The sequence below is a fragment of the Chitinophaga sp. SVR4-12A genome, assembly GCF_056754765.1.
Genome location: NZ_JBPGWP010000001.1, coordinates 3,813,259 through 3,836,817, shown reverse-complemented (window position 1 = coordinate 3,836,817; position 23,559 = coordinate 3,813,259). Strand labels below are relative to the sequence as shown.

Below are 23,559 nucleotides of genomic sequence, written 5' to 3'. Positions count from 1 at the left end.
CAGTTGTGCGGTTACTGCGACCCTATTTCAGGAGGGATGCTTATCTTAGTATAAACCGTATGGCTATGGATGCCTATCCCTCTCCTCAAAATACCACTGCCGGAGAGCAGTTGCCGGCTTCCTTCAAAGACCTTCTTGCTGCTTTTGAGCAGCAATTCAGCGACCGCCTTTTTCCTGAAGCTCCTGCCACCCTTTATGACGCCATAGATTATACGCTGAGCAATGGCGGTAAACGTATACGCCCCGTGTTATGCCTGATGGGCAATGCGCTTATCAGTCCACTGCAGCTGGATAGCTTCCTGGCCGCTAATGCAGTGGAACTGTATCACAATTTTACGCTCGTACATGACGATATTATGGACCGCGCCCCTCTGCGGAGGGGCAGGCCCACTATCCATATGAAATATAATACCAACACCGCCATACTGGCCGGTGATACCCTGCTGTTATATGCCTATGAATATCTGAATTGTATACAGGGCCGCTATAAGCAAAAAGTAACAGCGGTATTTACAGAAGCGGCCTTAGGGGTATGTGAAGGCCAGCAAATGGACCTGGACCTGGAAAATATGCCCCTGAGGGCCGTTTCTTATCCTGATTACCTCAATATGGTTACCTTAAAAACCTCTGTGCTGGTGGCAGCCAGCCTGCAGATGGGCGGTATTATAGGTGGCGCCTGCAGCGAAGACCAGGAGCACCTGTACGCCTTTGGCAAACATGTAGGCATCGCCTTCCAGATCCAGGACGATTACCTGGACTGCTTTGGCGACCCGGAGAAATTCGGCAAACAGCTGGGCGGGGATATCGTTACCAATAAAAAGACCTTCCTGCTGCTGAAAGCCCATGAATTTGGCAACCCGGTACAGCGGGATTACCTGGAAGAGCTGCTGTCTTTAACCGGGCCCGATAAAGTGCCCCGTATGCTGCAGCTGTACCGGGATTGCAAGGTGGATGAATGGGCCCTGCGGGAAAAGGAACGTTTTACGCAGATTGCTTTGCAGCACCTGGAAGATATGACGGTGGCGGCGGAGCATAAACGGCCTTTATTGGAGCTGGCGGACCAGTTATTGAACAGAGGATATTGAAAAGCGCTGATGAAGTGATACTATTTTAACGAAATGCTCAGGGAGCAAGGATACTGCAAGGATAGTGCAAGGAGAAGACAGGTAAAATTGTATTGGAAAAAGGCGGGGGGTATATGGAAGGTATGTGGAGGGTATGTAGCAGGTATATGGAAGGAATATTTTTATCTTTAAAGCCCAAACCCCCGGGCCATGACCTTCGCCGAATTTTTTCATATACTGATGCTGCTGGGCTTCCTTCAGGGGGCTATTATGAGCGTGCTGCTCTTCTTTTCGAAGAAAAGATCCCGGCCCAACCGTTTTTTAGCTACGCTTATATTACTGATCGCGCTGGCTTGTCTGAACCTGTACCTCTTCGAATCTCCCTGGTTCAATAATGATCCTGTACTGAATCTCCTGGGCAACATTATACCGCTGGTGATCATCATGCCCGTAGGCCCGCTGTTGTATTTTTATATCAGAAGCAGTATGGAGCCATCCTTCCGGCTTGGCAGGAAGCAGCGGCTGCATTTTCTGCCGGTGATCATAGACGTTGTACCTGAATTGACCACACTGATCTATTTCACTGGTCTGCTGACCGGCCTTATTAGCTCGCCGCCCGCGCCCTGGGGCCGATTTATTGACAACTATAATGTATATGCTGATATTCCCCGTTGGGGCGCTATCACGCTATATCTCTGGTTATCCGCCAGGTACCTTGCGTCAGGAACGGAAAACAATGCCTACCGCCAGTGGCTGCGGCAGTTTATCCGCCTTTTCCTTGTTTTCCAGGCTATCTGGTTCGTTTACCTGGTGCCTTATGTGATCCCCTCCCTGACAGATAAAGTGTTGAATACGGTAGACTGGTACCCCGTATACATTCCGCTGGTGGTGCTCATCTACTGCCTGGGCTTAAAAGGGTACCTCATGGCACCGGAGGAAACACCGGTCACCAGGAAAGCCGTGGCGCCACCACCCATAGAGCTGGTGGCGGAGGCGGTGCCTTTATTGCGCAAAGCCATGGAGCAGGACCGCCTGTACCTCGAGCCTGACCTTAACCTGGCCGTGCTGTCCCGTCATACCGGTTTGCCGCAGAAAACCATCTCCCTGGTATTGAACCAGCACCTGCAGAAAAGCTTTAACGAGTTTGTGAACGGATACCGGGTAGAGGCCTTTAAGCAAAAGCTTAGCCAGGCGGAACAGGATAATATGACGATCCTGGCCCTGGCCCTTGACGCCGGCTTTAATTCCCAGGCCACTTTCCAGCGCGCCTTCCGCAGTAGTACGGGAATGTCGCCCCGGGAGTATATGCAGCAACACCTCAAGGGGGCCTCAAAACAGGAAAATGAGCAGTAAAATAGTGCTCAAGTCCGGATTTGAGTAGACCTAAAGACCTGAAATAGCTTGCTTTGTCAGAAAAAAAGATGCAACACCACCTTCGGCTTTGTTTGTTACTAATGCTCCTGGCTGGCGGCCAGGTAATTGCCCAGGAGAAGTTCAAGACCCTTTCCGGCCGCGTTACAGATGCCGGAAGCCATCAACCTGTTATTTATGCCAATATCCAGTTGAAACAGGGAAGCATTGGTACCCTTACCAATGCGGGGGAGACTTCATGTTCAATATACCGGATAAATATTGGCAGGACACCCTGCTGATCTCCTGTATTGGTTATAAAACCACTGTGATACCCCTGCCCTCCGGCAACCTGCAGGATATGGATATGCGCCTCGAACCGGCGGTATACCTGCTACCTGCGGTGTCGGTAAACGCACGTAGTGGCCTGGCGATCCTGAAACAAATGATCAGTAAGATACCAGACAACTATGATACCGCAGATGTAAAGCTGACCGCTTTTTACCGCGAAAATATCCGCCTGGCGGGGGATACCATCAATTTTAATGAATCGGTGCTGGATATTTATAAAACCTATCATAGCAGCCGGGACCATAAAGACCAGATCCGCATTCTCAAGGGACGTAAGAAAAAGGTGGACTGGAGCAAGGATCCGCAGCTGTATTACTGGATCGGTAATATCATGAACACCGCCTATTCATCCCTGAACGAAGACCTGCAGAAATACCTCGATGCCAGGCGGAACATACTGAATGAACGCAATTTCCGCTACTACAACTGCGACTATAAGGAAACCGTTCGGGAAGGCGACCGTAACCTGCTGGTGCTTTTCCTGCAACCCAAAGAAGACAGCCGTAAAGCGCTGGTGAGGGCAACACTTTACATTGACGAAAATTCCATGGCGCTGGTGCGCTGTGAAATGGAAACCACCCCGGCGGGTGTTGACTATATAAACGGTCACCAGAAAGGTGGGATCAGCTACACGATCATGTCGAAGGTGAATAAGGCCACGCTGGATTTTACACGGCTTAAGATGGTGGTTACCTATAAGCAGTACCGGAATAAAACTTATCTCAGCACGGTACAGCGTCATTGGGATTGCGTGGTGAACAGTAAAAAGAGGGGCATGACCAACGTGGCGTGGACGGGAGATTTCTATCTGCTGGTGACAGACATTAATACCGACAAGGTGGATCGTTTTACTAGCGGTGTCAGTAACAACAAGTCGTCTATGTACAACGAAGTGGGGAATGAATACGATGCCAGTTTCTGGGAGAATTATAACATCCTGTTACCAGTGCTGCCGGATTCGCTGAAACAAAAGCACGAAAGTCCGGCTCCGCCCCAGGCCAGGCATGTTTCTAATCGTCAGAATGGTTTCACACGGGCGGATACCTTACGCGGTATGTTGTCACCGCTTCGTTCCTGTTATGATGTCAGCTTTTACCATCTGGATGCGGAAATTGATCCCGCTAGCCGTTCCATCCGCGGCAGCAGTAAGATCCGTTTTAAAGTAGTGGATCCGTTTAATCGCATACAGCTGGACCTGTATGCTGATATGCATATTGAAAAGATCTTGTACCGCGATCAGGCTTTGCCGTTTACGCGTGAGTATGATGCTGTTGTTGTAAGCTTCCCGTCCAAGCTGCCTGCGGGCAGTGAAGAGGAAGTGACCGTATATTATAACGGTGTGCCGCAGGTGCCTGACTTAAATGTTCCAATGAACGGCGGTGTGCTATGGGATAAGGACGAAGACGGCAACCCATGGATCCAGATGGTGTGCCAGGGCTCCGGAGCCAGTCTCTGGTGGCCTTGCAAAGATCATTTGTCTGATGAGCCGGATAGTATGCGCATCTGGATCACTGTCCCCAACGGTTTTACAGAAATATCTAATGGCCGGCTGCAGGGAAAGACGGCGGTAGGGACAGATAAAACCCGTTATGAATGGGCAGTGGGCTATCCCATCAATAATTACAATGCCACCTTTTGCATTGGTAAATACGCACATTTTAATGATCTATACATCAGCGGTAAGGACACGCTTACACTGGACTTTTATGCGATGCCTTATCACCTGGAAATGGCCAAAGCGATGTTCGCACAGGTAAAGCCAATGTTAAAGTGCTTTGAACAGCATTTCGGTAAATATCCTTTTCCGCGCGACGGTTTTAGACTGCTGGAAAGCCTTTATCCCATGGAACACCAGAGCGGCGTATGTATAGGAAAGATCAAATCCGGTATGCGTAGTGATTATGCCCCTTTACTCTGGCACGAAGCTGCGCATGAATGGTGGGGCAACGCCATTACCTGCAAAGATATTGCTGATATGTGGATGCACGAGGCATTTGCCACCTATGCAGAGTCTTTGATGGTGGAATGCTCTTTTGGGAAAGACGCTGCTGTTGAATACCTGAACAACCAGAAAGACGGTGTAAAGAACCGCGAACCTATTATAGGTGTTTACGACGTTAACCACATCTTTTATGATATCGGGGATATGTACTCCAAAGGCAGCCTGATGCTGAACACCTTCCGTGCGGTATTGAACAGCGATACTTTATGGTTTAATCTGTTAAAAGATATACAGCAGCAGTTCCGTTATCACACGCTTTCTTCAGATGACCTGGTGCGTTATATCTGTAAACGTAGCGGGAAAGATTATACCTGGTTCTTTGATCAATACCTGAAATATACCAATCTGCCCACATTGGAAATAGCATTGAAAGAACAGGGGCGTGACCTGCAGGTGAAATACCGCTGGCAGGCCAATGTAGCTGGTTTTCGTATGCCAGTAAAAGTAACACTGGCGCCGGACCGCTTTGGGTTTATTTACCCGGCCACTGATTGGAAAGTGATGACGCTAAAGCAGATGAATAAAGATGATTTCGAAGTGGATGAGCGGCATTTCTATATACAGGTAAAAGAGGCCTGAACAAGATAAAAAAAGGATGGTCCGTAATAAAGGTACCATCCTTTTGATTTAATTATTTTCTGCGATCTGTTTGATCTGCTCCAGCAGCGGGTCCCAGCCGCCTTCTTCAATACTGTGCTGATAGCGTTTCTCGCCTTCTGCTACTTTTGAGTAATCGCCCTGTGTTACGCTGAGCGTAGTATGCCCGTTTGTGGGCGTCAGCGTATAGGTAATGGTAATGTAGTTTTCGGGGATGTCGGCTACTTTAGGATCATTAGGATCAATAGCGGTGTAGGCCAGGTAAGCTTCCGGCCTGATCTCCGTCACAGTGCCTTTTACAGCCACTATTTCCACCCCGTCAAATGTTCCTCTCCATAACAAAGGGCTGCCTGGTTGCCAGTCAGAATCAGGCACACAACCGAACATGTATTTTACGGTTTCTTCCGGGTTTACCAGTACCGCCCATACCCTGGCAGGAGATGCATTAATCAGGATACTGCTTGATAAGGTTAATGGCGCGTTCATATTGTCAGTTTTTTAGTACACTGCAATATTAGGTGGCTTATAACGGAGGTGATTGCGTTTTACGGATTATTTCTGACAGAAAAAGGTGTAACCCCAAATTTCTTCTTGAAGGCATTATTAAAATGCTGCGGAGTGGCATAGCCCAGCTCAAAGGATATTTCAGCAGCTGTTTTCTGTGTATCTCTTAAATACTGGTGCGCCAGGTGTAGGCGCTGTTCTGTAAGGTAACCGAACACCGTGTTGTTGAAAGTTTCCTTGAAACCGCGTTTCAGCTTGTATTCATTGAGGCCGATGCTTTTGGAGATCTCGGATAAATTAGGTGGGTTGCTAACACGGTCGTTGATCAGGTCCCTGGCCGCAATGATCTTTTCCTTGTCTGCCTTGCTGCGGAGAAAAGCATCTGTTTTGTTGTTGGCGGCGGTATAGGACTCTGCGCAGAGCACCAGCAGTTCAACGGTTTTGGATAAGAGGAACATGGTTTTCAGATCGCCGCCGTATTTGCAGTACATGATCTGCTGTATGGCCTGTTGTATGGGAGCGTCAATAGCGCCCCAGTTTTCGGATAGCAGGATGCTCTTGCCGTCCATGATGTCTGCTGCGAAGCGCTTTAACGTATCGTTGGCATTTTCTGTGATCTGTATGAACTGCTGCCTGGGGAATTGTATACCGAATGTTTCCAGTTCGAGGGTCTTATTAGATACTTCAATATCAAAATCCCGGGAGTACATGATATTGTGGTGCCCGCCTATCAGGTCGAATGAGCGGTCCAGCTGTTTATAGTAAAAGCGGTAATCGCCTTTGAGCCCAAAGTGGAAACGCACCACATCGGCGGTACTGCTGCCGTTAAAGCTGGTCAGCTCTTTAAAGGTGGAAACGGCGTGCCCCAGCAGGATATCGCCACATTGCCAGCGTATGGACCGCCTGATACCGTTATCAAAAATCTCTTCCTGTTTCTGTTCCATAGCGGCAATTTACTAAATGCGGGGCAATCATCTGATCTGGTCGAAATTTCAAAATCTGCATCTGTATTGCCACTGTTATTTTGCCGAATATTGCATTGACTAAAACAGTACAGGATGGAAATACCATTTTTCCAGGTGGATGCATTTACAGACACGCCCTTCAAGGGCAACCCTGCAGCCGTTTGTATCACAGAGAACGCATTGCCCGATACTACTATGCAGCAGATTGCTGCGGAGAACAACCTGGCGGAAACCGCTTTCGTATCGCGTGCCGGAGACAATTTTACCCTGCGCTGGTTCACTCCTGTTACAGAGGTGCCCTTGTGCGGGCATGCCACACTGGCCACTGCTCATACGCTCTGGCAGGAGGGCATGGTAGCCCCGCAGGAGGAGATCAGATTCGATACCCAGAGCGGTTGGCTGACTACCGCCCGTAATGACGATTGGATCACATTAGATTTCCCATCCTTCACAGGCTATGCTGTGCAGTTACCGCAGGAAATCAGGGAAATATTAGGCGTAAGTCCCTTACATACCGAATATGTTTTCAACCGGTTCCTGGTAGAACTGGCTACCGAAGCGGAGGTATATAATGCCAGTCCCGATTTCTTCAGGCTGACAGCTCATCCTAAAGTGGTCATTACTGCGAGGGCGGAGAAGGGATCTGAGTTTGATTTTATTTCACGATTCTTTGCCCCCTGTATTGGTATCAATGAAGACCCGGTTACCGGCTCTGCCCATTGTTGCCTGGCGCCCTACTGGTCTGCGAAGCTGGGTAAATCCGAAATGCTGGCTTACCAGGCGTCTGCCCGTGGCGGTGTTATGAAAGTGAAGGTAAATGGAGACCGCGTTTTAATGGCTGGTCAGGCCGTTACTGTTATAAAAGGTACTTATACTTTAAATCCACAGCGCTATGGAAGTGCCGTTTTCCATCATTCACGCGTTCACTGATAAGTTGTTTGGCGGTAACCCTGCCTGCGTAATAGCCCTGCAGGAATGGCTGCCAGACCAGCTGCTGCTACAGATCGCCAAAGAGAACAACGTGCCTGAAACCGCTTTCTTTATACCGGAGGGCGACCACTTCGCGCTCCGTTGGTTCACACCCGAGATTGAAATGGATCTTTGCGGCCACGCTACACTGGCCACTGCACATGCGCTGAAAGCTATATTGCAGTATCCCGGGGATAAGATCGTTTTCAGCTCCAGGAGCGGGCCGCTGGAAGTAAGCGAAGCGAATGGCTTGTATACGCTGAACTTTCCTTCCCGTAAACCTGTACCTGCAGAGCTGCCAAAGATCATCACGCAGTCCCTGAGCCGTTTACCCGCTGCCGTACTGAAAGCGCGCGACTACCTGCTGGTGTATGAATCGGAGCAGGATGTACGTGAGATCCATATCAACCGGCAGATCATCGACCAGATCAATATTGATCCGGGCGGCGTGATCATTACCGCCCCCGGCACAAAGAGCGATTTTGTCTCCCGCTTTTTCACGCCGCAGGCCTCTCACTTTGAAGACCCGGTTACCGGCTCTGCCCACTGCTCTCTCATTCCATACTGGGCTGAACAGCTGGGAAAAAAAGAAATGAAAGCTTTACAGCTATCTGAAAGGGGCGGGACGCTGTATTGTGAGAATGTGGGTGAGCGTGTATTGATATCCGGTCACGCCCGGACCTATGTATCTGGTACATTGTCCATTGATAACTAGTTATTTACAACTTTTTTTATTTTTTCGTCACGTTTCGGGAAATACCTGTGTCTATATATCAAACAACATTGTTCAAAACAAAAAACAAAGTATATGACACAGCGTATTTCTTACCAGGAAGCAAACAAAGGATTGATGGATGGTTTGATGAAGACCGAATTCTATCTGAAGAAATCTACTGTAGACCCGAAACTGCGGGAGCTGATGAACTACCGGGTATCACAGATCAACAGCTGTGGCTACTGCCTGGATATGCATCATAAAGAAGCCACTAATATGGGTGAAACAGAACTGCGGCTGCACTCACTGGCCGCATGGAGAGAAGTGCCTTATTACAGCGACAAAGAAAGAGCAGTACTCGCTTTTGCGGAAGTGCTGACCCATGCCAACAGCCAGCATGTAAGCGATGAAGTGTTCAATAACCTGGCGGCGCATTTCTCCAAAGCAGAGATAGCCGACCTTACACTGGCCATTGCACAGATCAACACCTGGAACCGTATTAATAAAGCCTTCGGCACTATTCCGGGTAAATACGAAGTAGGACAACATTAAATGATGGCGGCAATGAAAACCGGAATGTTAAAAGGCGTGTTGCTGGTGATCACAGGGGCGGTATGCTATGCTGTACTGGCAACATTGGTAAGACTGGCTTATAATGAAGGTTATACTACCACAGAGGTGATAGTTGCACAATATACCCTGGGCCTGCTGGCCCTGGGTATCATTACCCTCGTGAAAAATAAGACAGGCAGGCAATACATAGCGTCCGCCCCTAAATACGACCGCCTGAAACTGGTGATCGGCGGCACTGCCTATGGGCTGACGGGCACTTGTTATTATATGTCTGTAAAGTATATTCCTGTTTCCATCTGCGTGGTATTGCTGATGCAAACGATCTGGATGGGCATTGTGCTGGAATCAATATTAATGAGACGATTGCCTTCAAAAGGCAAATGCCTGGCGGTGTTGATCATCCTGGGCGGCACCTTGCTGGCCACCAATGCGATCAATAATCACGAAGGGCTGGATCTGCGCGGCGTTCTCTGGGGATTGGCATCTGCGGTGACCTATACGAGCATGCTGTTTGTATCAAACAGGATCGCGCTGGAGATGCCGCCGCAGCAGAAGAGTTACTGGACACTATTAGGCGCCACTACACTGGTGCTGCTGGCAGCTCTTCCGCAATGGCCTGCAAATTTCCATCTCTCCGTTTTCTGGAAGTGGGGATTGCTGCTGTCATTGTTCGGTACTATATTGCCTCCGCTGCTGTTCAGTATAGGTATGCCCAAAACAGGCATCGGGCTGGGATCTATTATTATCTCCATCGAAATACCAGTATCCGTAAGTATGGCGTATGTATTGCTGCATGAACAGGTGCTGGCTATTCAATGGCTGGGCATTGTGCTCATCCTTACCGCGATCGTACTGATCAACCTGAATACATTGCGTAAAGAATTTAAAATAGTATAAGGTGAAAGATTATCAGCAGGTACTATTTCCATATGCTTATAACATTCTCGGCTCAGCAGAAGATGCCAAGGATGCTATCCAGGATGTGCTCTCTAATTACGTGGCTACACCGCGGGAGGGCGTGGAGAACGAAAAGAACTACCTGATAAAATCAGTGATCAATCATGCGATCAATCTTCGCAACAGGCGGAAGAAGGTGAGCTATGGTGAAGTATGGCTGCCCGAGCCTGTGGCCACTGAACTGGCAGATACCAATATCAACCTGAAGGATATTGTATCGTATTCTTTACTGATCCTGCTGGAACAGCTGAACCCAAAAGAAAGGGCCGTATTTATTCTGAAGGAGGGCTTTGGCTATTCCCACCAGGAGATCTCGGAAGTATTGTCGGGCACTGTGGAGCTGTCCAGGAAATTGCTGAGCCGCGCCAAAAGTAAATTGAGCCAGTCAAAGCACCCGGTGAAGCTGCACCGCGAACCGGTGCCCTCTGAGATCCTTGAAAAATATGTAAATACGATCAGGGGAGGAGACACCGAACGGCTGGAAGACCTGCTGGCGGAAGATATTACCTTCTATGCTGATGGCGGTGGTAAAGTGAATGTGGTGAAGAAGATCTGCACGGGTATTCATGAAGTGGCAGACCTGCTGGTATATGTATACAACAAATTTGAAGTGAACGCCAGCATTATAGCTACCACTGTCAATCATCAGCCTGCGTTGTTGTTTTATGTGGAAGGAAAAATATTGTCCTGCCAGGTGCTGGGGATCTCGCCGGCGGGCGAGATCTACCAGATCAGCACCGTGGTAGACCCGGATAAGCTGAAGAACATTGAAGAGGAAACCAAAGGGAAAGGAAAACAAATTTAGTTTAAGGTTTGACGTTTGAGGTTTGAGGTTCGTTAGAGGTTATATGTTCAAAACAGGTTGCAAGCAAACCTTTGAACTTCCAACTTTTTAACGAACCTCAAACTTCAAACCTCAAACCTCAAACTTTCCTACGTTGCGTGGATGTTTCCCACACGCGGTACACCTGTCCGCTCAGGTATCCGAATGCGCTTTTGTAGTATGCATGTACTACTTTATCTATTGGTACCGGGTACTGGCCAATAGTAGGCTTATCCATCCTGCCATCGTAATCTTCCACTACCCATCCGGGGCTTACTGCATTGATGCGTATGTTCCTGGAAAGCTCAATGGAGGCGGCAAATACAAAGTTATCGATAGCGCCGTTGGCCATGGCATAATTGATGCAGCCTTTGATAGGATCATCGGAGAGGAAGCCGGAGGTGAGCGTAAAAGAGCCTTTGTCGTTGATCAGGTCTTTGCCTGCCATCACCAGGTTGATCTGTCCCATCATCTTACCACGTATACCAATGTACGTGTCTTCTTCCGTCATCTGGTCAAAAGGACCGATGTAGCAGTCGCCTGCGGCGCAGATCACTGCATCAAAAGCACCCGCTTCAGCGTACATGCGGCGTATATCGGGAAGGGATGAAATATCTGCCTGTATGTCGGCGCCACCCTTGCGGGATACCGTTACAATTTCAAGATCATCATAGCTACGGAGCGCGCCCAGTATATTTTTGCCGATGATGCCGGTAGCTCCTATCAGGATCACTTTTCTCATAACAAACTGTTTTTGCGGGCAAAGTAAAAGCCGTAGATTGTGTAAATCAAGTAGTATCAGTCATCATACTTACTATGGAAAAACATACAATTACTGGTAATCAGCCAGAAAAAAATACGCACAGTGATAAAGATTTTTGCCCGGTACAGGTTACGCTGGATGTTTTTTCCGGTAAATGGAAAATGCTGCTCCTGTGGAACCTGCGGCATGGGGCAAAGCGTTTTGGTGAATTAGGCCGCGCCATCACCGGTATTACTCCCGCCATGCTGAGCAATCACCTCAGGGAGCTGGAAGAAGACGGGATCGTTGCCCGCACTACCTGGCCCGAGGTGCCGCCACGGGTAGAATATATGCTTACCCCTACGGGGCAGTCGCTGATCCCGCTGATAGCCGCTATGGAAAAGTGGGCTGTTGATTACCTGAAGGAGCATAAGCAGCAGGAGATCAGCGGCTGTGTGTGGAGCTAGCATTTTTGGATATATTTGCCGTTACACGTTATTCAATCTTTCTACTATGCGGCCCGGTTCCACACACAACTCCTTACGCCCTCTCAGGAAGCAGCTCCTTTTTTTTATCCCTTTTCTATTGCTGGCAGGCACAGTTTACGCCCAAACCAACAGGCCGCTGCAACTGCAGGCGCTGGGTACGGCCATTCAACAGGCAGACCAGTATGATGCCCATAAGCAACAGCGTATAGACAGTATTAAAAGACTGCTAAGCAGTGCCCGTCCCGGTGATCTGTCGGCGCAGTTCGGCTTATATAAAAGCCTGTATGAAGAATACCGCCTTTTCCAGTTCGACTCTTCCTACCACTATGCCCGCAAGCTCAGGGAAGCTGCCCTGCAAATGAATGATCCTGCCCGTTTGGCTTATGCCAGGATCAAGCTGGGATTTTCATTGCTGTCTTCAGGTATGTATAAGGAAACCTTAGACTCCCTTTCCGCGGTTAATGTGCAGCAGCTGCCTGACAGCGGCAAGGCCGAATATTACGCATTACTGGGCCGTTATTATTATGACCTGGGCGATTTTGATAATGATAAATACCATACGCCTGTTTATAATATTCTTGGAGGCCGCTACATTGATTCTGCACTGGCCCTGCTGCCTGCCAGCACGTATGAGGCGGCCTACTACCGCGGACTGAAAGAGCTGAAGGCCGATAATAAGGCGGGTGCGCTCAGCATCCTGACGGCGATCTTAGAGCGCCCTGTATTGACACCTCACCAGGTAGCGGTTACTACCTCTACCCTCAGCGATCTTTATATCCGTAACGGTCAAACAGACAGCGCTATTCAGCTGCTGACCACCGCTGCTATTGCAGATATACAGGCTTCAACCAAAGAAACTTCGGCCGCTTTTAACCTGGCGAGTCTTTTATTTAAAGAGGGAGATGTAAAGTATGCTTCTCTTTGTATTAACCGGGCCATTGCAGACGCTTCCTTTTACGGGGCCAGGCAGCGCAAGGTACAGGTGAGCGCCATCCTGCCCCTCATTGAGGCCCAGAAACTGAGCATGGTAGAAACGGAGAAAAGAAAGCTGCTGTTCTATGCCACTACGGTAACCCTCTTGTTATTGCTTATTATCGGCCTGGGCCTGATTATATTACGGCAGGTAAAGAAGCTGCAGCTGGCGCAAAAGACCATCACCCAGGCGCATATCAAGGAGCTGGAGATCAACCGGCAGCTGGCCGAAACCAATGCCCGCCTGGAAGACGCCAACAAGATCAAGGAGAAATACATCGGTTACTTCTTCAACTTTAACGCCGCTTTTTATGACAAGATGGAGAAGTTTAAGAAGTCGCTGGAACAGAAGCTGGCAGACCGTAAACTGGATGAAATAAAGTCCCTGATCACCAAAATCAACCTGCGGAAGGAAAAGGAAGAGCTGGTACAGCATTTCGACCATGCCTTTTTAAAGCTGTTCCCCAATTTTGTAACGGTCTTCAACAGCATGTTCCGGGATGAGGATCAGCAGGTATTGGAAGAAAATGAACTGCTGAATACAGACCTCCGGATTTTTGCACTGATAAGGATGGGCATCCACGATAATGAAAAAATAGCCCATATTCTCCAGTATTCCGTGAATACCATCACCACCTACAAAACCAAAATAAAGAACCGCTCTATTGTGCCTAATGAGGAGTTTGAAAAGCGCGTGATGGAAATAAAAGCCGTATAAATAAGGCCTTTCTGTTGTAGGATGCTGATATATATCATTTAGTATAATATATTTACAAGTATTTTGTTATCAATCTGTTACAGGGCGTGTTAAGCCCGGTTAGCCCTTTAATTCTTATACTTTCCCCATATAATTTGCCCGTGGCTCGCCGCCGGTTTTTCTTTGATGCGGTAAATCACTGATACAAAAAAGTTCCGCTAAAGAGACATCCACCAAGATCCGGCTTTGGAATCTATCCCTAATCACAACCAAACATTTGTTATGAGAAAAACAAGATCGCTGTCCACGTTCCTTTTGGGTTTGCTGATCCTTTTAAACACGTATGACACCTATGCCCAGGACCGCCGCATCAGCGGTACGGTATCTGACGAAACAGGCAGCGGGCTTATTGGGGCCAGCGTTGCAGTAAAAGGAAGTAAGCACGGTATTTCTACCGGTGCCGGGGGCGCCTTTACTATTACGGTACCAGGATCCGCCAGTAGCCTGCTTATTTCCTATGTTGGATTTGAATCGCAGGAGGTGGCTATTGGCGCCTCCCATGAGTTGAACATTCGATTGCAACCACAGAAAACGCTGCTCAATGCAGTAGTGGTGGTAGGCTATGGTACACAAAAGCGAACCGACCTTACGGGTGCGGTAGCTTCTGCCAGGGGAGAAGATATTAAAAGCCTGCCGGTCACCAATGTGCAGGAAGCCCTGCAGGGCCGTATGGCAGGCGTAGAAGTAGTAAAAAGCTCCGGCGCGCCAGATGCTACAGCCAGTATTATTATCCGCGGCGTATCTTCCCTGAATAATGCGCCCCCGCTGTATATAGTGGATGGTGTACGTCAGTCGGGAGATAATATCAACATGCAGGATATTGCTTCCGTGGATGTGCTGAAAGACGCCAGCGCTGCTGCTATATACGGTTCTGCCGCTGCCGGAGGGGTGATCATCATCACCACCAGGAAAGGGCAAAGCGCCAAGCCGGTGGTGAATTTCTCCGCCAGGTACGGCGTTACCAAACCGCTTACGCTGGAGCTGCTGAACAGGAATGATTTTGTGCGGATGAAACGTTTGCTGGACCCTAATTATCTCTCTAATGTGAATGTTGATACCCTGGCAGATACAGATTGGGTAAAAGAACTGTACAGCAACGGCAGGGAAGAGAATTACAACCTGTCTGTTTCAGGGTCTACACAGAACGTCAATTATTATGTTTCTGCCTTTTACAACGGGCAGGACGGCATCTATCTGAATAATACCTCCTACCTCTCCGGCGCCCGTGTGAATACTGATTTCAAGCTGGGTAAACGGATCAAAGTAGGAGAACAGCTGTATGTATGGAGCAGGAGCACCAAACCGGAAGTGGTAACAGCCATCAATCCGCCTTTCCGCTCCATTCCTATTATGCCGGTGTATGACAAGACTGATCCAAAAAGCCCCTGGGGAAAATCGCCGGTAGGCTTTGGCGGCCCTAATCTGGTAGGACAGATCATGACGGCAGACATCAGGAATACGAAGTTCAACCTGCAGGCCAATGCCTTTGCAGAAATCCAGCTGCCCTTCTACCTGACCTTCCGCACTACCTTTGGGTATACCCACTATACAGAGAACCAGAGCTATTTCCAGGATGCGTACAATTTCGGCAGCGTTTCCACTACGATCAACCAGCTGCAGAAGTACAATATCACGCAGCCTACCACCATGTATAACTACACCCTTTCTTTTGATAATACATTTGGTAAGCATGCTGTCAGCGCAGTAGCAGGGTATGAGCAATTCAAGACCACTTACAATTCGCAATATGCTACGCAGACATCTGTGGGCGGTAATTCTTACAGCTTTATCCAGACCTCTGCATCGCAGGCAACGGTGGCAGGGAGTTATGATCCTAACGGATTGATAAAGTCAACGTTCGCCAGGTTGAATTATAATTATGATAACCGCTATTACCTCTCCGGCAGCATACGCCGTGATGGTAACTTCACTGTTTTTGGTCCGGGTAACCAGTATGGCGTATTCCCTGCAGGTTCTGCGGGGTGGCGCATCAGCGAAGAGCCATTCTTCCGCAGGGCGGTGCCACAGGTCAACCAACTGAAGCTGAGAGGCAGCTATGGCGTGTTGGGTAACAGCAATATCGGGGCCTATAAATTCCTGTCCACCTTTGACCTGATCAATGCACAGAATTTCACGCCTGGTGGCTCACCCTTCATCGGCGTAAGCCCCACCTTTATTCCTAACTCCAATGTGAAATGGGAAAGCGTGTACGAAGGCAACGTGGGCATTGATGCAGAGCTGTTTGATAGTAAAATGTTTGTTACGGTAGAGTGGTATAACAAGACCACGAAGAACATGCTGTATGGACTGCCTATTCCTTTGAGCTCCGGTATTACGGTGCCTTTCTATACCAATATTGGCTCCGTAAGGAACCGGGGTGTGGAAATAGTGCTGGGCTATAAAGGCAAAACAGGAGACCTGGGCTACAGCATCAGTGTGAACGGCGCTTTCAATAAGAACAAAGTGCTTAACCTCGACAATATTAACAGCAATCCTATTCTTGACGGAAACAACAATTATGGTAACGCCACTTTCGGCATTATGGTAAATCAGCCGATTACCATTACCAAAGCCGGCCTGCCCTTCGGACAGTTCTATGGTTATAAAGTAGAAGGCATTTACCGTACAGACGATGAGATCAGCAAACATGCGCAGCAGGAAGGCTATACTGCCCGTCCAGGTGATCTCATATTTGCTGATACGGATGGCAACGGCGTGATCAATGATAAGGACCGGACCGAGTTAGGCAATCCCAATCCGAAGCTGATCTATGGCGCTAACATCCGCCTCGACTGGAAAGGATTTGACCTGGCCATGTTATGGAATGGCGTAGCAGGTGTGGATCTTTTTAACGGAGTAAAAGCCTATGCTTCCTATCCCTTTGCAGATGGTAATACTACCAGCAAAGTGTTTGGCGCTTCCTTCCTGGGTAATAACCAGGTAACAGACCAGCCCCGTATTGATAACAATGATCCGAATGGCAACTATTCAAGATCCAGCAGCTATTTCGTGGAAGGCGGCGCTTACCTGAAGCTGAAGAATTTGCAGCTGGGATATACTTTCTCTGATGCATGGCTGCAAAAGGTGTCCATCAAATCAGCGCGTATTTATGTAATGGGTAACAACCTGTTTACTATCACGAAATATTCGGGCATTGATCCGGAGCTGGCAGGCAGTATTACTGCGAGGGGCATAGATGCGGTATGGCAATACCCGCACTCGCGTATTTATTCAGTAGGACTGGACCTTACATTCTAAACCTGTAAATGAAAAACAATGACAAAGCGAATGATGTCACTCCGATATATCAGCACCTTGCTGCTGGTGCTGCTGGCAGCCTGTACAAAATCGCCGGATGAAGTATCCCGCACAGATGTGTACAGCAGCCTAAACTATCCTACTACCTTAAATAATCTCTTTGGTGTACTGGTACCTGCCTATGGTAATTTCCGTTCAATGGAGCTGCAGGGCTTTGAATTGCTGTGCAAGGATTTTGCCGGTAGTGAGCACGTAGCAGAGCTGGCCTATGGCGGCGATCAATCATGGACGGAGCTGACCGTTAATAACCTCAGCACTTCTAACAGCTATGCCAACAACCTGTGGCTGGGATTGTACCGCGGCATCAAAAGCGCCAATGTGTTCCTGGACCGTGCAGATTTTTATGAGCAGCGTTATGCTTCTCCCAATGAAAAGGAACAGATCAACCAGATGCGGGGCGAAGCGCATTTCCTGCGTGCATTGTACTATTTCTACCTGGAATGTTTTTACGGCGAAAGCTATATCAGCGCGAATGGTGCAGGAGGTGATAAAATGGGCGTGCCCATTATAACTGAAATAGCCGGCTCACTGGAAGCTACACAGGTGGAACGTAAAACTACCCGTGAAGTGTGGGACCTGATCATCAGTGATCTGCAGCAGGCGGCTACCTTGCTGAAAGGCGCGCAATGGACCGGCCCCAATAAAGGACGTGTAACAGAATGGGCTGCCAAAGCGCTGCTGGGGAAAGCATATGTATTCACACAGCATTGGGCATCTGCCAAAACCACTTTGCTGGATGTAATCAACAACAGCGGTAAATCACTCATGCCTTTCAGCAAATACCGCGATGCATTTAATGGCAATGATGCAAATGAGTTCAATGAAGAATCCTTGTTTGAGATCAACGTAGACCGCAACTCGCTGGGCGGCTATGGTATCTTTAGCTTCAATACCAATCTTACGACCAGTCAGGGGCTGATATGGTCGCCCAGCATATTGGGAGATAATGGTACGGAAGACCAGGGCCTGGGCCTGGGTTACTGCAATGAGTTCTTCAACGAAAAGAATTTACAGCGCTTTGGCTTTAAGCAGCCGGTGTATACCCTGGTGAATAATCCTGCTTACGATAACAGTAAACCAGCATCTTATAAGAACCCGCAAAAGGTGATAGACCCTGCATACCGTCAGCAGTCGATGGCGGCCCGTACCAATAAAACAGTGGATCCCCGTTTGTATGTATCAGCCCTGCAGCCCTGGCTGGACTCTGCAAGTAATGATGGGATCAACTGGCGCCCGGTATGCAAGTTCATTGCTATCAGCGCTGCTTTAAAACCAAGCTACCACGGCTGGAGCCTTCGCAAATTCGTCACCTACGATAACTCCATTTTTAACAGGCAGGCAGCTGCGGATGCGGCTAACTATTATATGCTGCGCCTGGCCGATGTGTACCTGCTGTATGCAGAAGCCTGTGCAAACTCAGGCGAAGGGGCTACTGCGCTGGAATATGTTAATAAGGTAAAACGCCGGGCCTATGATTACCCGGTGAATGCTGCTTCGCCGGTAGATTATGCCAGTCTCAACGCAGCTACCATGGCTACTGATCCTAACCTGGCCAACAACCCGCTGCGTTACGAAAGATGGGCGGAGCTGTTTGGAGAAGGGCATTGGTGGTTTGATGTGTGCCGCTGGCGTATAGGCAGCGCAGAAGCGACCTACTACGCCACTTCGTTAGTAGGCGGGCCTATTAAGTGGAGCGATGCAAAGTCTTATACCTGGCCTATCCCTGTGAATGAGATCAATACAAATACCAGGATGAAACAGAACCCAGGCTACTAATCTTTAATTGAGCATATGTTATTCAGAAAATTGTTTTTGATCATCTTCTTTACCGGGATACTGCTGCAGGGCTTTGCACAGGACAATGCTCCCTTGCAGCTTGAACGAGATAATATCCGGCTGTCTTTTTCGCTGGACGGGGAAGGAAGCCCGCGTTATGCGGTATCCTTCAAGGGGCAACAACTTATCGCGCCCTCCCGGCAGGGCTTTGTGCTGGCGGAAGACAGTCTGTTCTACAAAGGCTTTACCATCACCGGTACGGAACGAAAGTCTGTGAATGAAAGCTGGAAACCGGTATGGGGAGAGGTGAGCAGCATCCGCAACAGCTATGAACAGCTGACAGTGCATTTAAAGCAGCAGAACGCGCCGGGACGTCTTCTCGATATTATATTCAGGGTGTTTGGCGATGGCGTAGGTTTCCGGTACGAATTCCCCCGGCAGGCAGGCTTAAAGTATTTTGTGGTGAAGGATGAACTGACGGATTTTAATCTCAGCGGTGATCATACTGCGTTCTGGATCCCCGGTGACTACGATAGTAATGAATACACTTATACTACTTCCAGACTGAGCCAGGTGAATAACAGCAGCGTGGTAAAAGCCGCTACTGATATTGCGGTACGTACCGTGCCGGATCCTTTTGCGGTACAAACGCCGCTGATGCTCAAGACCAGCAACAACATCTATATTAATATACACGAGGCGGCGTTGACCAACTATCCTGCCATGCAGCTGCATGTAGATGGAGCTAGCTATCAGCTGTCGTCACGGCTGGTGCCTGATGCAGTAGGCAATAAAGCTTACCTGCGTACGCCCTGCACCACGCCCTGGCGTACTATTATCATCAGTGATAAGGCAGCTGATATCCTGGCTTCTAAAATGATCCTTAACCTTAATGAGCCTCCGGCCGCAAGCGATCTCTCCTGGATACGACCCATGAAATTTGTAGGGGTGTGGTGGGAGATGCAGAGCGGTAAAAGTACCTGGAACTATGCTGACGATGCAGCCAGGGGAAAGGACGATGTGCTGAAACCTAACGGACGGCACGGCGCCAATACTGCTAATGTAAAGCGCTACATAGATTTTGCTGCCGCCAATAATATACCCGCTGTGCTGGTAGAAGGCTGGAACACCGGCTGGGAAGACTGGTTCGGCAACTGGAAAGAAGATGTATTCGATTTTATTACGCCCTATCCTGATTTTGATGTGAAGGGAATTGAGCAATACGCTGCTTCCAAGGGCGTGCAGATGATCATGCACAACGAAACATCTGGTTCTGCTACCAACTACGAAAGGCAGCTGGATACCGCCTTCCGTTTCATGAATGCTTTTGGCTATCATGCAGTGAAGACCGGTTACGTAGGTAGGATCATCCCGCGTGGTGAGCATCATGACGGGCAATGGATGGTGAACCACTATGAACGTGTAGCGCGCAAGGGATTGCAGTACCATGTGATGATCGATGCACATGAACCGCCCCGTCCTACTGGCTTGCAGCGTACCTATCCCAACTGGATGGCCTCTGAGGCAGGGCGGGGGAATGAGTACAACGCCTTCAGTAACGGCAATGCACCGGATCATGAAACCATATTGCCTTTTACCAGGTTAATGGGCGGCCCTATGGATTATACGCCGGGCATTTTCAAGCTGAGGAACTATGCGCCCCATGCACCTGAAAGAACGGTGCATAGCACGCTGGCCAAACAGCTGGCCCTGTATGTTACCATTTACAGTCCGCTGCAGATGGTAGCAGACCTGCCTGAAAATTATGAAGCGCATCCTGATGCTTTCCGCTTTATACGCGAGGTGCCGGTTGACTGGGATGATACGCGTATCATTGAAGCCGAGCCGGGAGATTATATTACCATCGCCCGTAAAGAGAAGGGGAAGGAGAACTGGTTCCTGGGCGCCATTACAGACGAGCACGCGCGCAAAGCTGTTGTGCCCCTGCAGTTCCTGGATAAAGGGAGAAAATATCGCGCTGTTATTTACGCAGATGCTCCCGGCGCCGATTGGAAAACCAACCCGGAAGCCTACCGCATTCATGAAATGGTCGTAGACGGCACCAGCACCTTGACCCTGCAGCTGGCTGCAGGCGGAGGAGCGGCGGTATCGTTCTATCCGTTGTAAGTATAGCCCTGGTTGATAGCGGCGGACAGCTTGATTGTCCGCCGTTTACGCAATTTTTTGAAGATGCAGTGTGATTCGATCATCCTGTAATCTTCATCGCTTAACTGGATTTTGCGAGACAAATACTCACGGAAAACGCTGAACATGCGTCTAAGTTAAAAAATACTGGCAAGAATGGCCCCTTAATTTGGCAGGTTTGCATCCCTGCGATGTCTTTACTCCTCGCTAGTTTTGCCTTTACTAACTAAAACAATATATCTATGAAACGGGTGATGGTTACTTACAGGGTAAAGGCTGAACAGGCGGAAGAAAATGAAAGGCTGATCAAACAGGTATTTAAACAGCTCTTCAGGCAACTGCCTGAAGGTGTACAGTACAGCGTGTACAAGCAAAGCGATGGCGTAAGCTTTGTGCACATCGCAGCTTTTGAAGACAAGGCAGCAAATCAGTTATTTACAGCACTGCCAGCATTTAATGAATTCAGTGCTGCAATTAAAGACCGTTGCGAAGAGCAGCCGGTAACTATCCATGTAGAAGAGCTGGGCGCTTATTATTAGCGCCTCAGCTTTCGCAAAGCTCTTTCAGTTTTTCCAGTGCAGGCGGCCAGCCCTCATTGAACATGGATTCCCACTCGGGGCTTGTTTTCATCTGTACCCTTAGTGTTGTTTTACCATTATTTTCAGTGAAGGTATAGCTTTCGGTAGTGCCTACCCAGCCCTTTGCCATCTCGCTATCCCTGTCTAAAGAACCATCAGCGTTGATGGCAGCGGTATGCTCTGCATGGATGTACTCATACGGCCTTAGCTCTCTGAGCTCTGCATAGGTACCGCCTTGTCCGGGGGAACCGAAGCGCATGGCCGCTCCCTCTTTCCATTCGCCTTCATAGCTGGAACCGGGCCAGCTTACATTTGTCCATTGTTGGTAGGTATCAAGTTGCAGCATGGTGTTCCATACCTTCTCCTTATCAGCATTGATGTCGATTTTATAGTCCAGTGTTTTCATTTGGCTGTTTTTTAGTGAAATGATTACAACACAAAGATGAGACATCGCTGCTTTACACAAGGGGGGCGAAAGAGACAGTTTAGGAGGCCGCTTGCGACATCTTATTTATATACTTTTCCTTCCTTATTGAATTCACGGATGAGCCCTTCTTCCAGGTCGGTTCCTGAGATGGGGGCAATGGAGCCATCCGGCTGCATGTTCTTAAGGAAACAGTACTGTGCTACGTTGATAATAGACGCGCCGGGCAGCTCATAGGCGGCTGAAAGGCGTTCCAGTATGCCTTGTTGCTGCAGCATGGGCTCCGGCAGGATCATTTTCCATAGCTGTAGGCGTTCTGCCTGGTTAGGCAGCGGGAAGTGAATAATGGCCTGAAAGCGCCGTGCAAAGGCTGCGTCTATATTGCTTTTGAAGTTGGTGGCCAGTATTACGAGGCCGTTATAGTTTTCGATGCGTTGCAGCAGGTAAGATATTTCCTGGTTCGCATATTTGTCATGTGCATCGCGGATGTTGGTACGTTTACCAAACAGGGCATCTGCTTCATCAAAGAACAGGATCCAGTCTTTATGTTCTGCTTTGTCAAAAAGCCTGGAGAGGTTCTTTTCCGTTTCGCCAATGAACTTGGATACTACCTGCGAAAGGTCTACCCGGTATACATCCAGTTCAGGGCCATCGGGTGTTTCCGGTTTTCCCAGCAGGCAGGCAGTTAATGTTTTACCGGTACCGGGAGGGCCATAGAAAATTACACGATAACCGGGCTTCAGGCGTTTGTTGGTTTTCAGTAGCGTATGCTTGTGTTGCAGCCATTTTTTCAGCTCCTGCACCTGCTCCAGGGTTTGTGCATTCAGCACAAGATCGCTCCATTCAAGCGGAGTGGTAATCCTGTCGGCCGGGAAGCTGGCGCCAAACCGCGGCCGTGTATAATGGCCTGTCAGGAACAGATCTACATATTCCTGTGATAGTACGATCTTACCGCTCATCATGGGTTCGCCTTCAGGAGGATTCTCCAGCCGCAGGATCTGCCTGTTGGCAAACAGGTGTTCTTCGCGCAGCAGGTTTTTTACCTGCATCCGTTGTTCGAGCACATTTCCGGCCAGCAGGAAGAGCGCGGTTTCGCCGGTAGGAAGGAAACCACGGAACTGGGTTCCACGCACGCCGCCTATCTGCGGAAAATCGCCGGCTTTGGGAATGTACTGTTGTATGATCTCGTCGAAGAAAACCGGGTTGATATGAGGCGCCAGTGCAAGTAACAATAGCAGCTGTTCGTTGAGGTCCAGCGCATGCTCACTGATAAAAGCAGGTAAGGGCGTCTGGGGATAGCTAACTACCAGTGGGGCCAGTGTGGCCGTTCCATTACCGTTTACTTGTTGTTCCTCTTTATTGAAATATTGTTGAAGACGGTTTGTAACGGCTGATTGCAGCCATTGGAGATACTCGTTTAATACGATCGCATTTTCTGAACTTGTAAACATGTTTTTTCCTTCGTCAGTTTTAGCTGGTTTGTTTTCAT

20 protein-coding genes are annotated in these 23,559 nt (G+C 48.9%); 15 read left to right on the top strand and 5 right to left on the bottom strand.

What is annotated here, in order from left to right; translation table 11 throughout:
• Nucleotides 1-65: 65 nt before the first annotated feature.
• From ACR9Y8_RS15660 to ACR9Y8_RS15645, 4 genes are all read left to right on the top strand, one after another.
• The gene (locus tag ACR9Y8_RS15660) at nucleotides 66-1,085 is read left to right on the top strand and encodes a polyprenyl synthetase family protein (protein WP_481214186.1); all 1,020 of its coding nucleotides are present in this window, start codon (nucleotides 66-68) and stop codon (nucleotides 1,083-1,085) included.
• A gap of 189 nt (nucleotides 1,086-1,274) precedes the next feature.
• The gene (locus tag ACR9Y8_RS15655; RefSeq protein ID WP_481214185.1) at nucleotides 1,275-2,417 is read left to right on the top strand and encodes a helix-turn-helix domain-containing protein; all 1,143 of its coding nucleotides are present in this window, start codon (nucleotides 1,275-1,277) and stop codon (nucleotides 2,415-2,417) included.
• A gap of 68 nt (nucleotides 2,418-2,485) precedes the next feature.
• On the top strand, nucleotides 2,486-2,716 hold the full coding sequence (locus tag ACR9Y8_RS15650) for a peptidase associated/transthyretin-like domain-containing protein (RefSeq protein WP_481214184.1): 231 nt from the start codon (nucleotides 2,486-2,488) through the stop codon (nucleotides 2,714-2,716).
• Complete coding sequence (locus tag ACR9Y8_RS15645) at nucleotides 2,674-5,346, top strand: M1 family metallopeptidase (RefSeq protein WP_481214183.1); 2,673 nt, start codon at nucleotides 2,674-2,676, stop codon at nucleotides 5,344-5,346. Before ACR9Y8_RS15650 ends, ACR9Y8_RS15645 begins: the two co-directional genes overlap by 43 nt.
• Before the next feature lie 48 nt (nucleotides 5,347-5,394).
• Here ACR9Y8_RS15645 and ACR9Y8_RS15640 read toward each other — a convergent pair whose 3' ends face one another.
• Nucleotides 5,395-5,850, bottom strand: coding sequence for an SRPBCC family protein (locus ACR9Y8_RS15640; protein WP_481214182.1), 456 nt, complete (start codon nucleotides 5,848-5,850; stop codon nucleotides 5,395-5,397).
• A gap of 59 nt (nucleotides 5,851-5,909) precedes the next feature.
• Complete coding sequence (locus ACR9Y8_RS15635; RefSeq protein WP_481214181.1) at nucleotides 5,910-6,812, bottom strand: helix-turn-helix transcriptional regulator; 903 nt, start codon at nucleotides 6,810-6,812, stop codon at nucleotides 5,910-5,912.
• A gap of 114 nt (nucleotides 6,813-6,926) precedes the next feature.
• On the opposite strand from ACR9Y8_RS15635, the gene ACR9Y8_RS15630 reads away from it, so the two are divergent.
• From ACR9Y8_RS15630 to ACR9Y8_RS15610, 5 genes are all read left to right on the top strand, one after another.
• Nucleotides 6,927-7,763 (top strand): PhzF family phenazine biosynthesis protein, encoded by an 837-nt coding sequence (locus ACR9Y8_RS15630; protein ID WP_481214180.1) that lies wholly within the window; start codon nucleotides 6,927-6,929, stop codon nucleotides 7,761-7,763.
• A complete protein-coding gene (locus ACR9Y8_RS15625; RefSeq protein ID WP_481214179.1) occupies nucleotides 7,726-8,517 on the top strand; it encodes a PhzF family phenazine biosynthesis protein in 792 nt (263 codons plus the stop codon). The genes ACR9Y8_RS15630 and ACR9Y8_RS15625 overlap by 38 nt, the downstream gene beginning before the upstream one ends.
• 93 nt (nucleotides 8,518-8,610) lie before the next feature.
• Complete coding sequence (locus ACR9Y8_RS15620) at nucleotides 8,611-9,069, top strand: carboxymuconolactone decarboxylase family protein (RefSeq protein WP_481214178.1); 459 nt, start codon at nucleotides 8,611-8,613, stop codon at nucleotides 9,067-9,069.
• 12 nt (nucleotides 9,070-9,081) lie between these two features.
• Nucleotides 9,082-9,987 (top strand): EamA family transporter, encoded by a 906-nt coding sequence (locus ACR9Y8_RS15615; protein WP_481214177.1) that lies wholly within the window; start codon nucleotides 9,082-9,084, stop codon nucleotides 9,985-9,987.
• Between the two features lies 1 nt (nucleotide 9,988).
• Nucleotides 9,989-10,852 (top strand): sigma-70 family RNA polymerase sigma factor, encoded by an 864-nt coding sequence (locus ACR9Y8_RS15610; protein ID WP_481214176.1) that lies wholly within the window; start codon nucleotides 9,989-9,991, stop codon nucleotides 10,850-10,852.
• Nucleotides 10,853-10,970: 118 nt separating this feature from the next.
• Here ACR9Y8_RS15610 and ACR9Y8_RS15605 read toward each other — a convergent pair whose 3' ends face one another.
• The gene (locus ACR9Y8_RS15605) at nucleotides 10,971-11,612 is read right to left on the bottom strand and encodes a short chain dehydrogenase (protein WP_481214175.1); all 642 of its coding nucleotides are present in this window, start codon (nucleotides 11,610-11,612) and stop codon (nucleotides 10,971-10,973) included.
• Nucleotides 11,613-11,686: 74 nt separating this feature from the next.
• On the opposite strand from ACR9Y8_RS15605, the gene ACR9Y8_RS15600 reads away from it, so the two are divergent.
• The 6 genes from ACR9Y8_RS15600 (at nucleotide 11,687) to ACR9Y8_RS15575 (ending at nucleotide 21,607) form a co-directional block, all read left to right on the top strand.
• The gene (locus ACR9Y8_RS15600; protein ID WP_481214174.1) at nucleotides 11,687-12,079 is read left to right on the top strand and encodes a winged helix-turn-helix transcriptional regulator; all 393 of its coding nucleotides are present in this window, start codon (nucleotides 11,687-11,689) and stop codon (nucleotides 12,077-12,079) included.
• A gap of 46 nt (nucleotides 12,080-12,125) precedes the next feature.
• Nucleotides 12,126-13,790 carry a DUF6377 domain-containing protein gene (locus ACR9Y8_RS15595; protein WP_481214173.1) on the top strand — a complete coding sequence of 555 codons (1,665 nt, stop codon included), beginning with the start codon at nucleotides 12,126-12,128 and terminating at the stop codon, nucleotides 13,788-13,790.
• Nucleotides 13,791-14,051: 261 nt separating this feature from the next.
• The gene (locus tag ACR9Y8_RS15590; protein ID WP_481214172.1) at nucleotides 14,052-17,087 is read left to right on the top strand and encodes a SusC/RagA family TonB-linked outer membrane protein; all 3,036 of its coding nucleotides are present in this window, start codon (nucleotides 14,052-14,054) and stop codon (nucleotides 17,085-17,087) included.
• Nucleotides 17,088-17,117: 30 nt separating this feature from the next.
• Entirely contained in the window at nucleotides 17,118-18,923 is a 1,806-nt protein-coding gene (locus ACR9Y8_RS15585; protein WP_481214171.1) for a RagB/SusD family nutrient uptake outer membrane protein, read from the top strand.
• Nucleotides 18,924-18,938: 15 nt separating this feature from the next.
• On the top strand, nucleotides 18,939-21,050 hold the full coding sequence (locus ACR9Y8_RS15580; RefSeq protein ID WP_481214170.1) for a glycoside hydrolase family 97 protein: 2,112 nt from the start codon (nucleotides 18,939-18,941) through the stop codon (nucleotides 21,048-21,050).
• A gap of 260 nt (nucleotides 21,051-21,310) precedes the next feature.
• Nucleotides 21,311-21,607 carry an antibiotic biosynthesis monooxygenase gene (locus ACR9Y8_RS15575; protein WP_481214169.1) on the top strand — a complete coding sequence of 99 codons (297 nt, stop codon included), beginning with the start codon at nucleotides 21,311-21,313 and terminating at the stop codon, nucleotides 21,605-21,607.
• 4 nt (nucleotides 21,608-21,611) lie between these two features.
• Here ACR9Y8_RS15575 and ACR9Y8_RS15570 read toward each other — a convergent pair whose 3' ends face one another.
• Both ACR9Y8_RS15570 and ACR9Y8_RS15565 read right to left on the bottom strand, forming a co-directional pair.
• A complete protein-coding gene (locus tag ACR9Y8_RS15570) occupies nucleotides 21,612-22,052 on the bottom strand; it encodes an SRPBCC family protein (protein ID WP_481214168.1) in 441 nt (146 codons plus the stop codon).
• Between the two features lie 101 nt (nucleotides 22,053-22,153).
• Nucleotides 22,154-23,521: an ATP-binding protein gene (locus ACR9Y8_RS15565; protein WP_481214167.1), complete on the bottom strand. Its 1,368-nt coding sequence runs from the start codon at nucleotides 23,519-23,521 to the stop codon at nucleotides 22,154-22,156.
• Nucleotides 23,522-23,559 lie beyond the last annotated feature (38 nt).

Bases quoted from the DNA above. Each gene is read 5' to 3' on its own strand.
- ACR9Y8_RS15630 (WP_481214180.1), top strand. From the start codon at position 6,927: ATGGAAATACCATTTTTCCAGGTGGATGCATTTACAGACACGCCCTTC.
- ACR9Y8_RS15640 (WP_481214182.1), bottom strand. From the start codon at position 5,850: ATGAACGCGCCATTAACCTTATCAAGCAGTATCCTGATTAATGCATCT.
- ACR9Y8_RS15635 (WP_481214181.1), bottom strand. From the start codon at position 6,812: ATGGAACAGAAACAGGAAGAGATTTTTGATAACGGTATCAGGCGGTCC.
- ACR9Y8_RS15625 (WP_481214179.1), top strand. From the start codon at position 7,726: ATGGAAGTGCCGTTTTCCATCATTCACGCGTTCACTGATAAGTTGTTT.
- ACR9Y8_RS15650 (WP_481214184.1), top strand. From the start codon at position 2,486: ATGCAACACCACCTTCGGCTTTGTTTGTTACTAATGCTCCTGGCTGGC.
- ACR9Y8_RS15585 (WP_481214171.1), top strand. From the start codon at position 17,118: ATGATGTCACTCCGATATATCAGCACCTTGCTGCTGGTGCTGCTGGCA.
- ACR9Y8_RS15565 (WP_481214167.1), bottom strand. From the start codon at position 23,521: ATGTTTACAAGTTCAGAAAATGCGATCGTATTAAACGAGTATCTCCAA.
- ACR9Y8_RS15575 (WP_481214169.1), top strand. From the start codon at position 21,311: ATGAAACGGGTGATGGTTACTTACAGGGTAAAGGCTGAACAGGCGGAA.
- ACR9Y8_RS15590 (WP_481214172.1), top strand. From the start codon at position 14,052: ATGAGAAAAACAAGATCGCTGTCCACGTTCCTTTTGGGTTTGCTGATC.
- ACR9Y8_RS15660 (WP_481214186.1), top strand. From the start codon at position 66: ATGGATGCCTATCCCTCTCCTCAAAATACCACTGCCGGAGAGCAGTTG.
- ACR9Y8_RS15655 (WP_481214185.1), top strand. From the start codon at position 1,275: ATGACCTTCGCCGAATTTTTTCATATACTGATGCTGCTGGGCTTCCTT.
- ACR9Y8_RS15605 (WP_481214175.1), bottom strand. From the start codon at position 11,612: ATGAGAAAAGTGATCCTGATAGGAGCTACCGGCATCATCGGCAAAAAT.
- ACR9Y8_RS15570 (WP_481214168.1), bottom strand. From the start codon at position 22,052: ATGAAAACACTGGACTATAAAATCGACATCAATGCTGATAAGGAGAAG.
- ACR9Y8_RS15620 (WP_481214178.1), top strand. From the start codon at position 8,611: ATGACACAGCGTATTTCTTACCAGGAAGCAAACAAAGGATTGATGGAT.
- ACR9Y8_RS15600 (WP_481214174.1), top strand. From the start codon at position 11,687: ATGGAAAAACATACAATTACTGGTAATCAGCCAGAAAAAAATACGCAC.
- ACR9Y8_RS15580 (WP_481214170.1), top strand. From the start codon at position 18,939: ATGTTATTCAGAAAATTGTTTTTGATCATCTTCTTTACCGGGATACTG.
- ACR9Y8_RS15645 (WP_481214183.1), top strand. From the start codon at position 2,674: ATGTTCAATATACCGGATAAATATTGGCAGGACACCCTGCTGATCTCC.
- ACR9Y8_RS15595 (WP_481214173.1), top strand. From the start codon at position 12,126: ATGCGGCCCGGTTCCACACACAACTCCTTACGCCCTCTCAGGAAGCAG.
- ACR9Y8_RS15615 (WP_481214177.1), top strand. From the start codon at position 9,082: ATGAAAACCGGAATGTTAAAAGGCGTGTTGCTGGTGATCACAGGGGCG.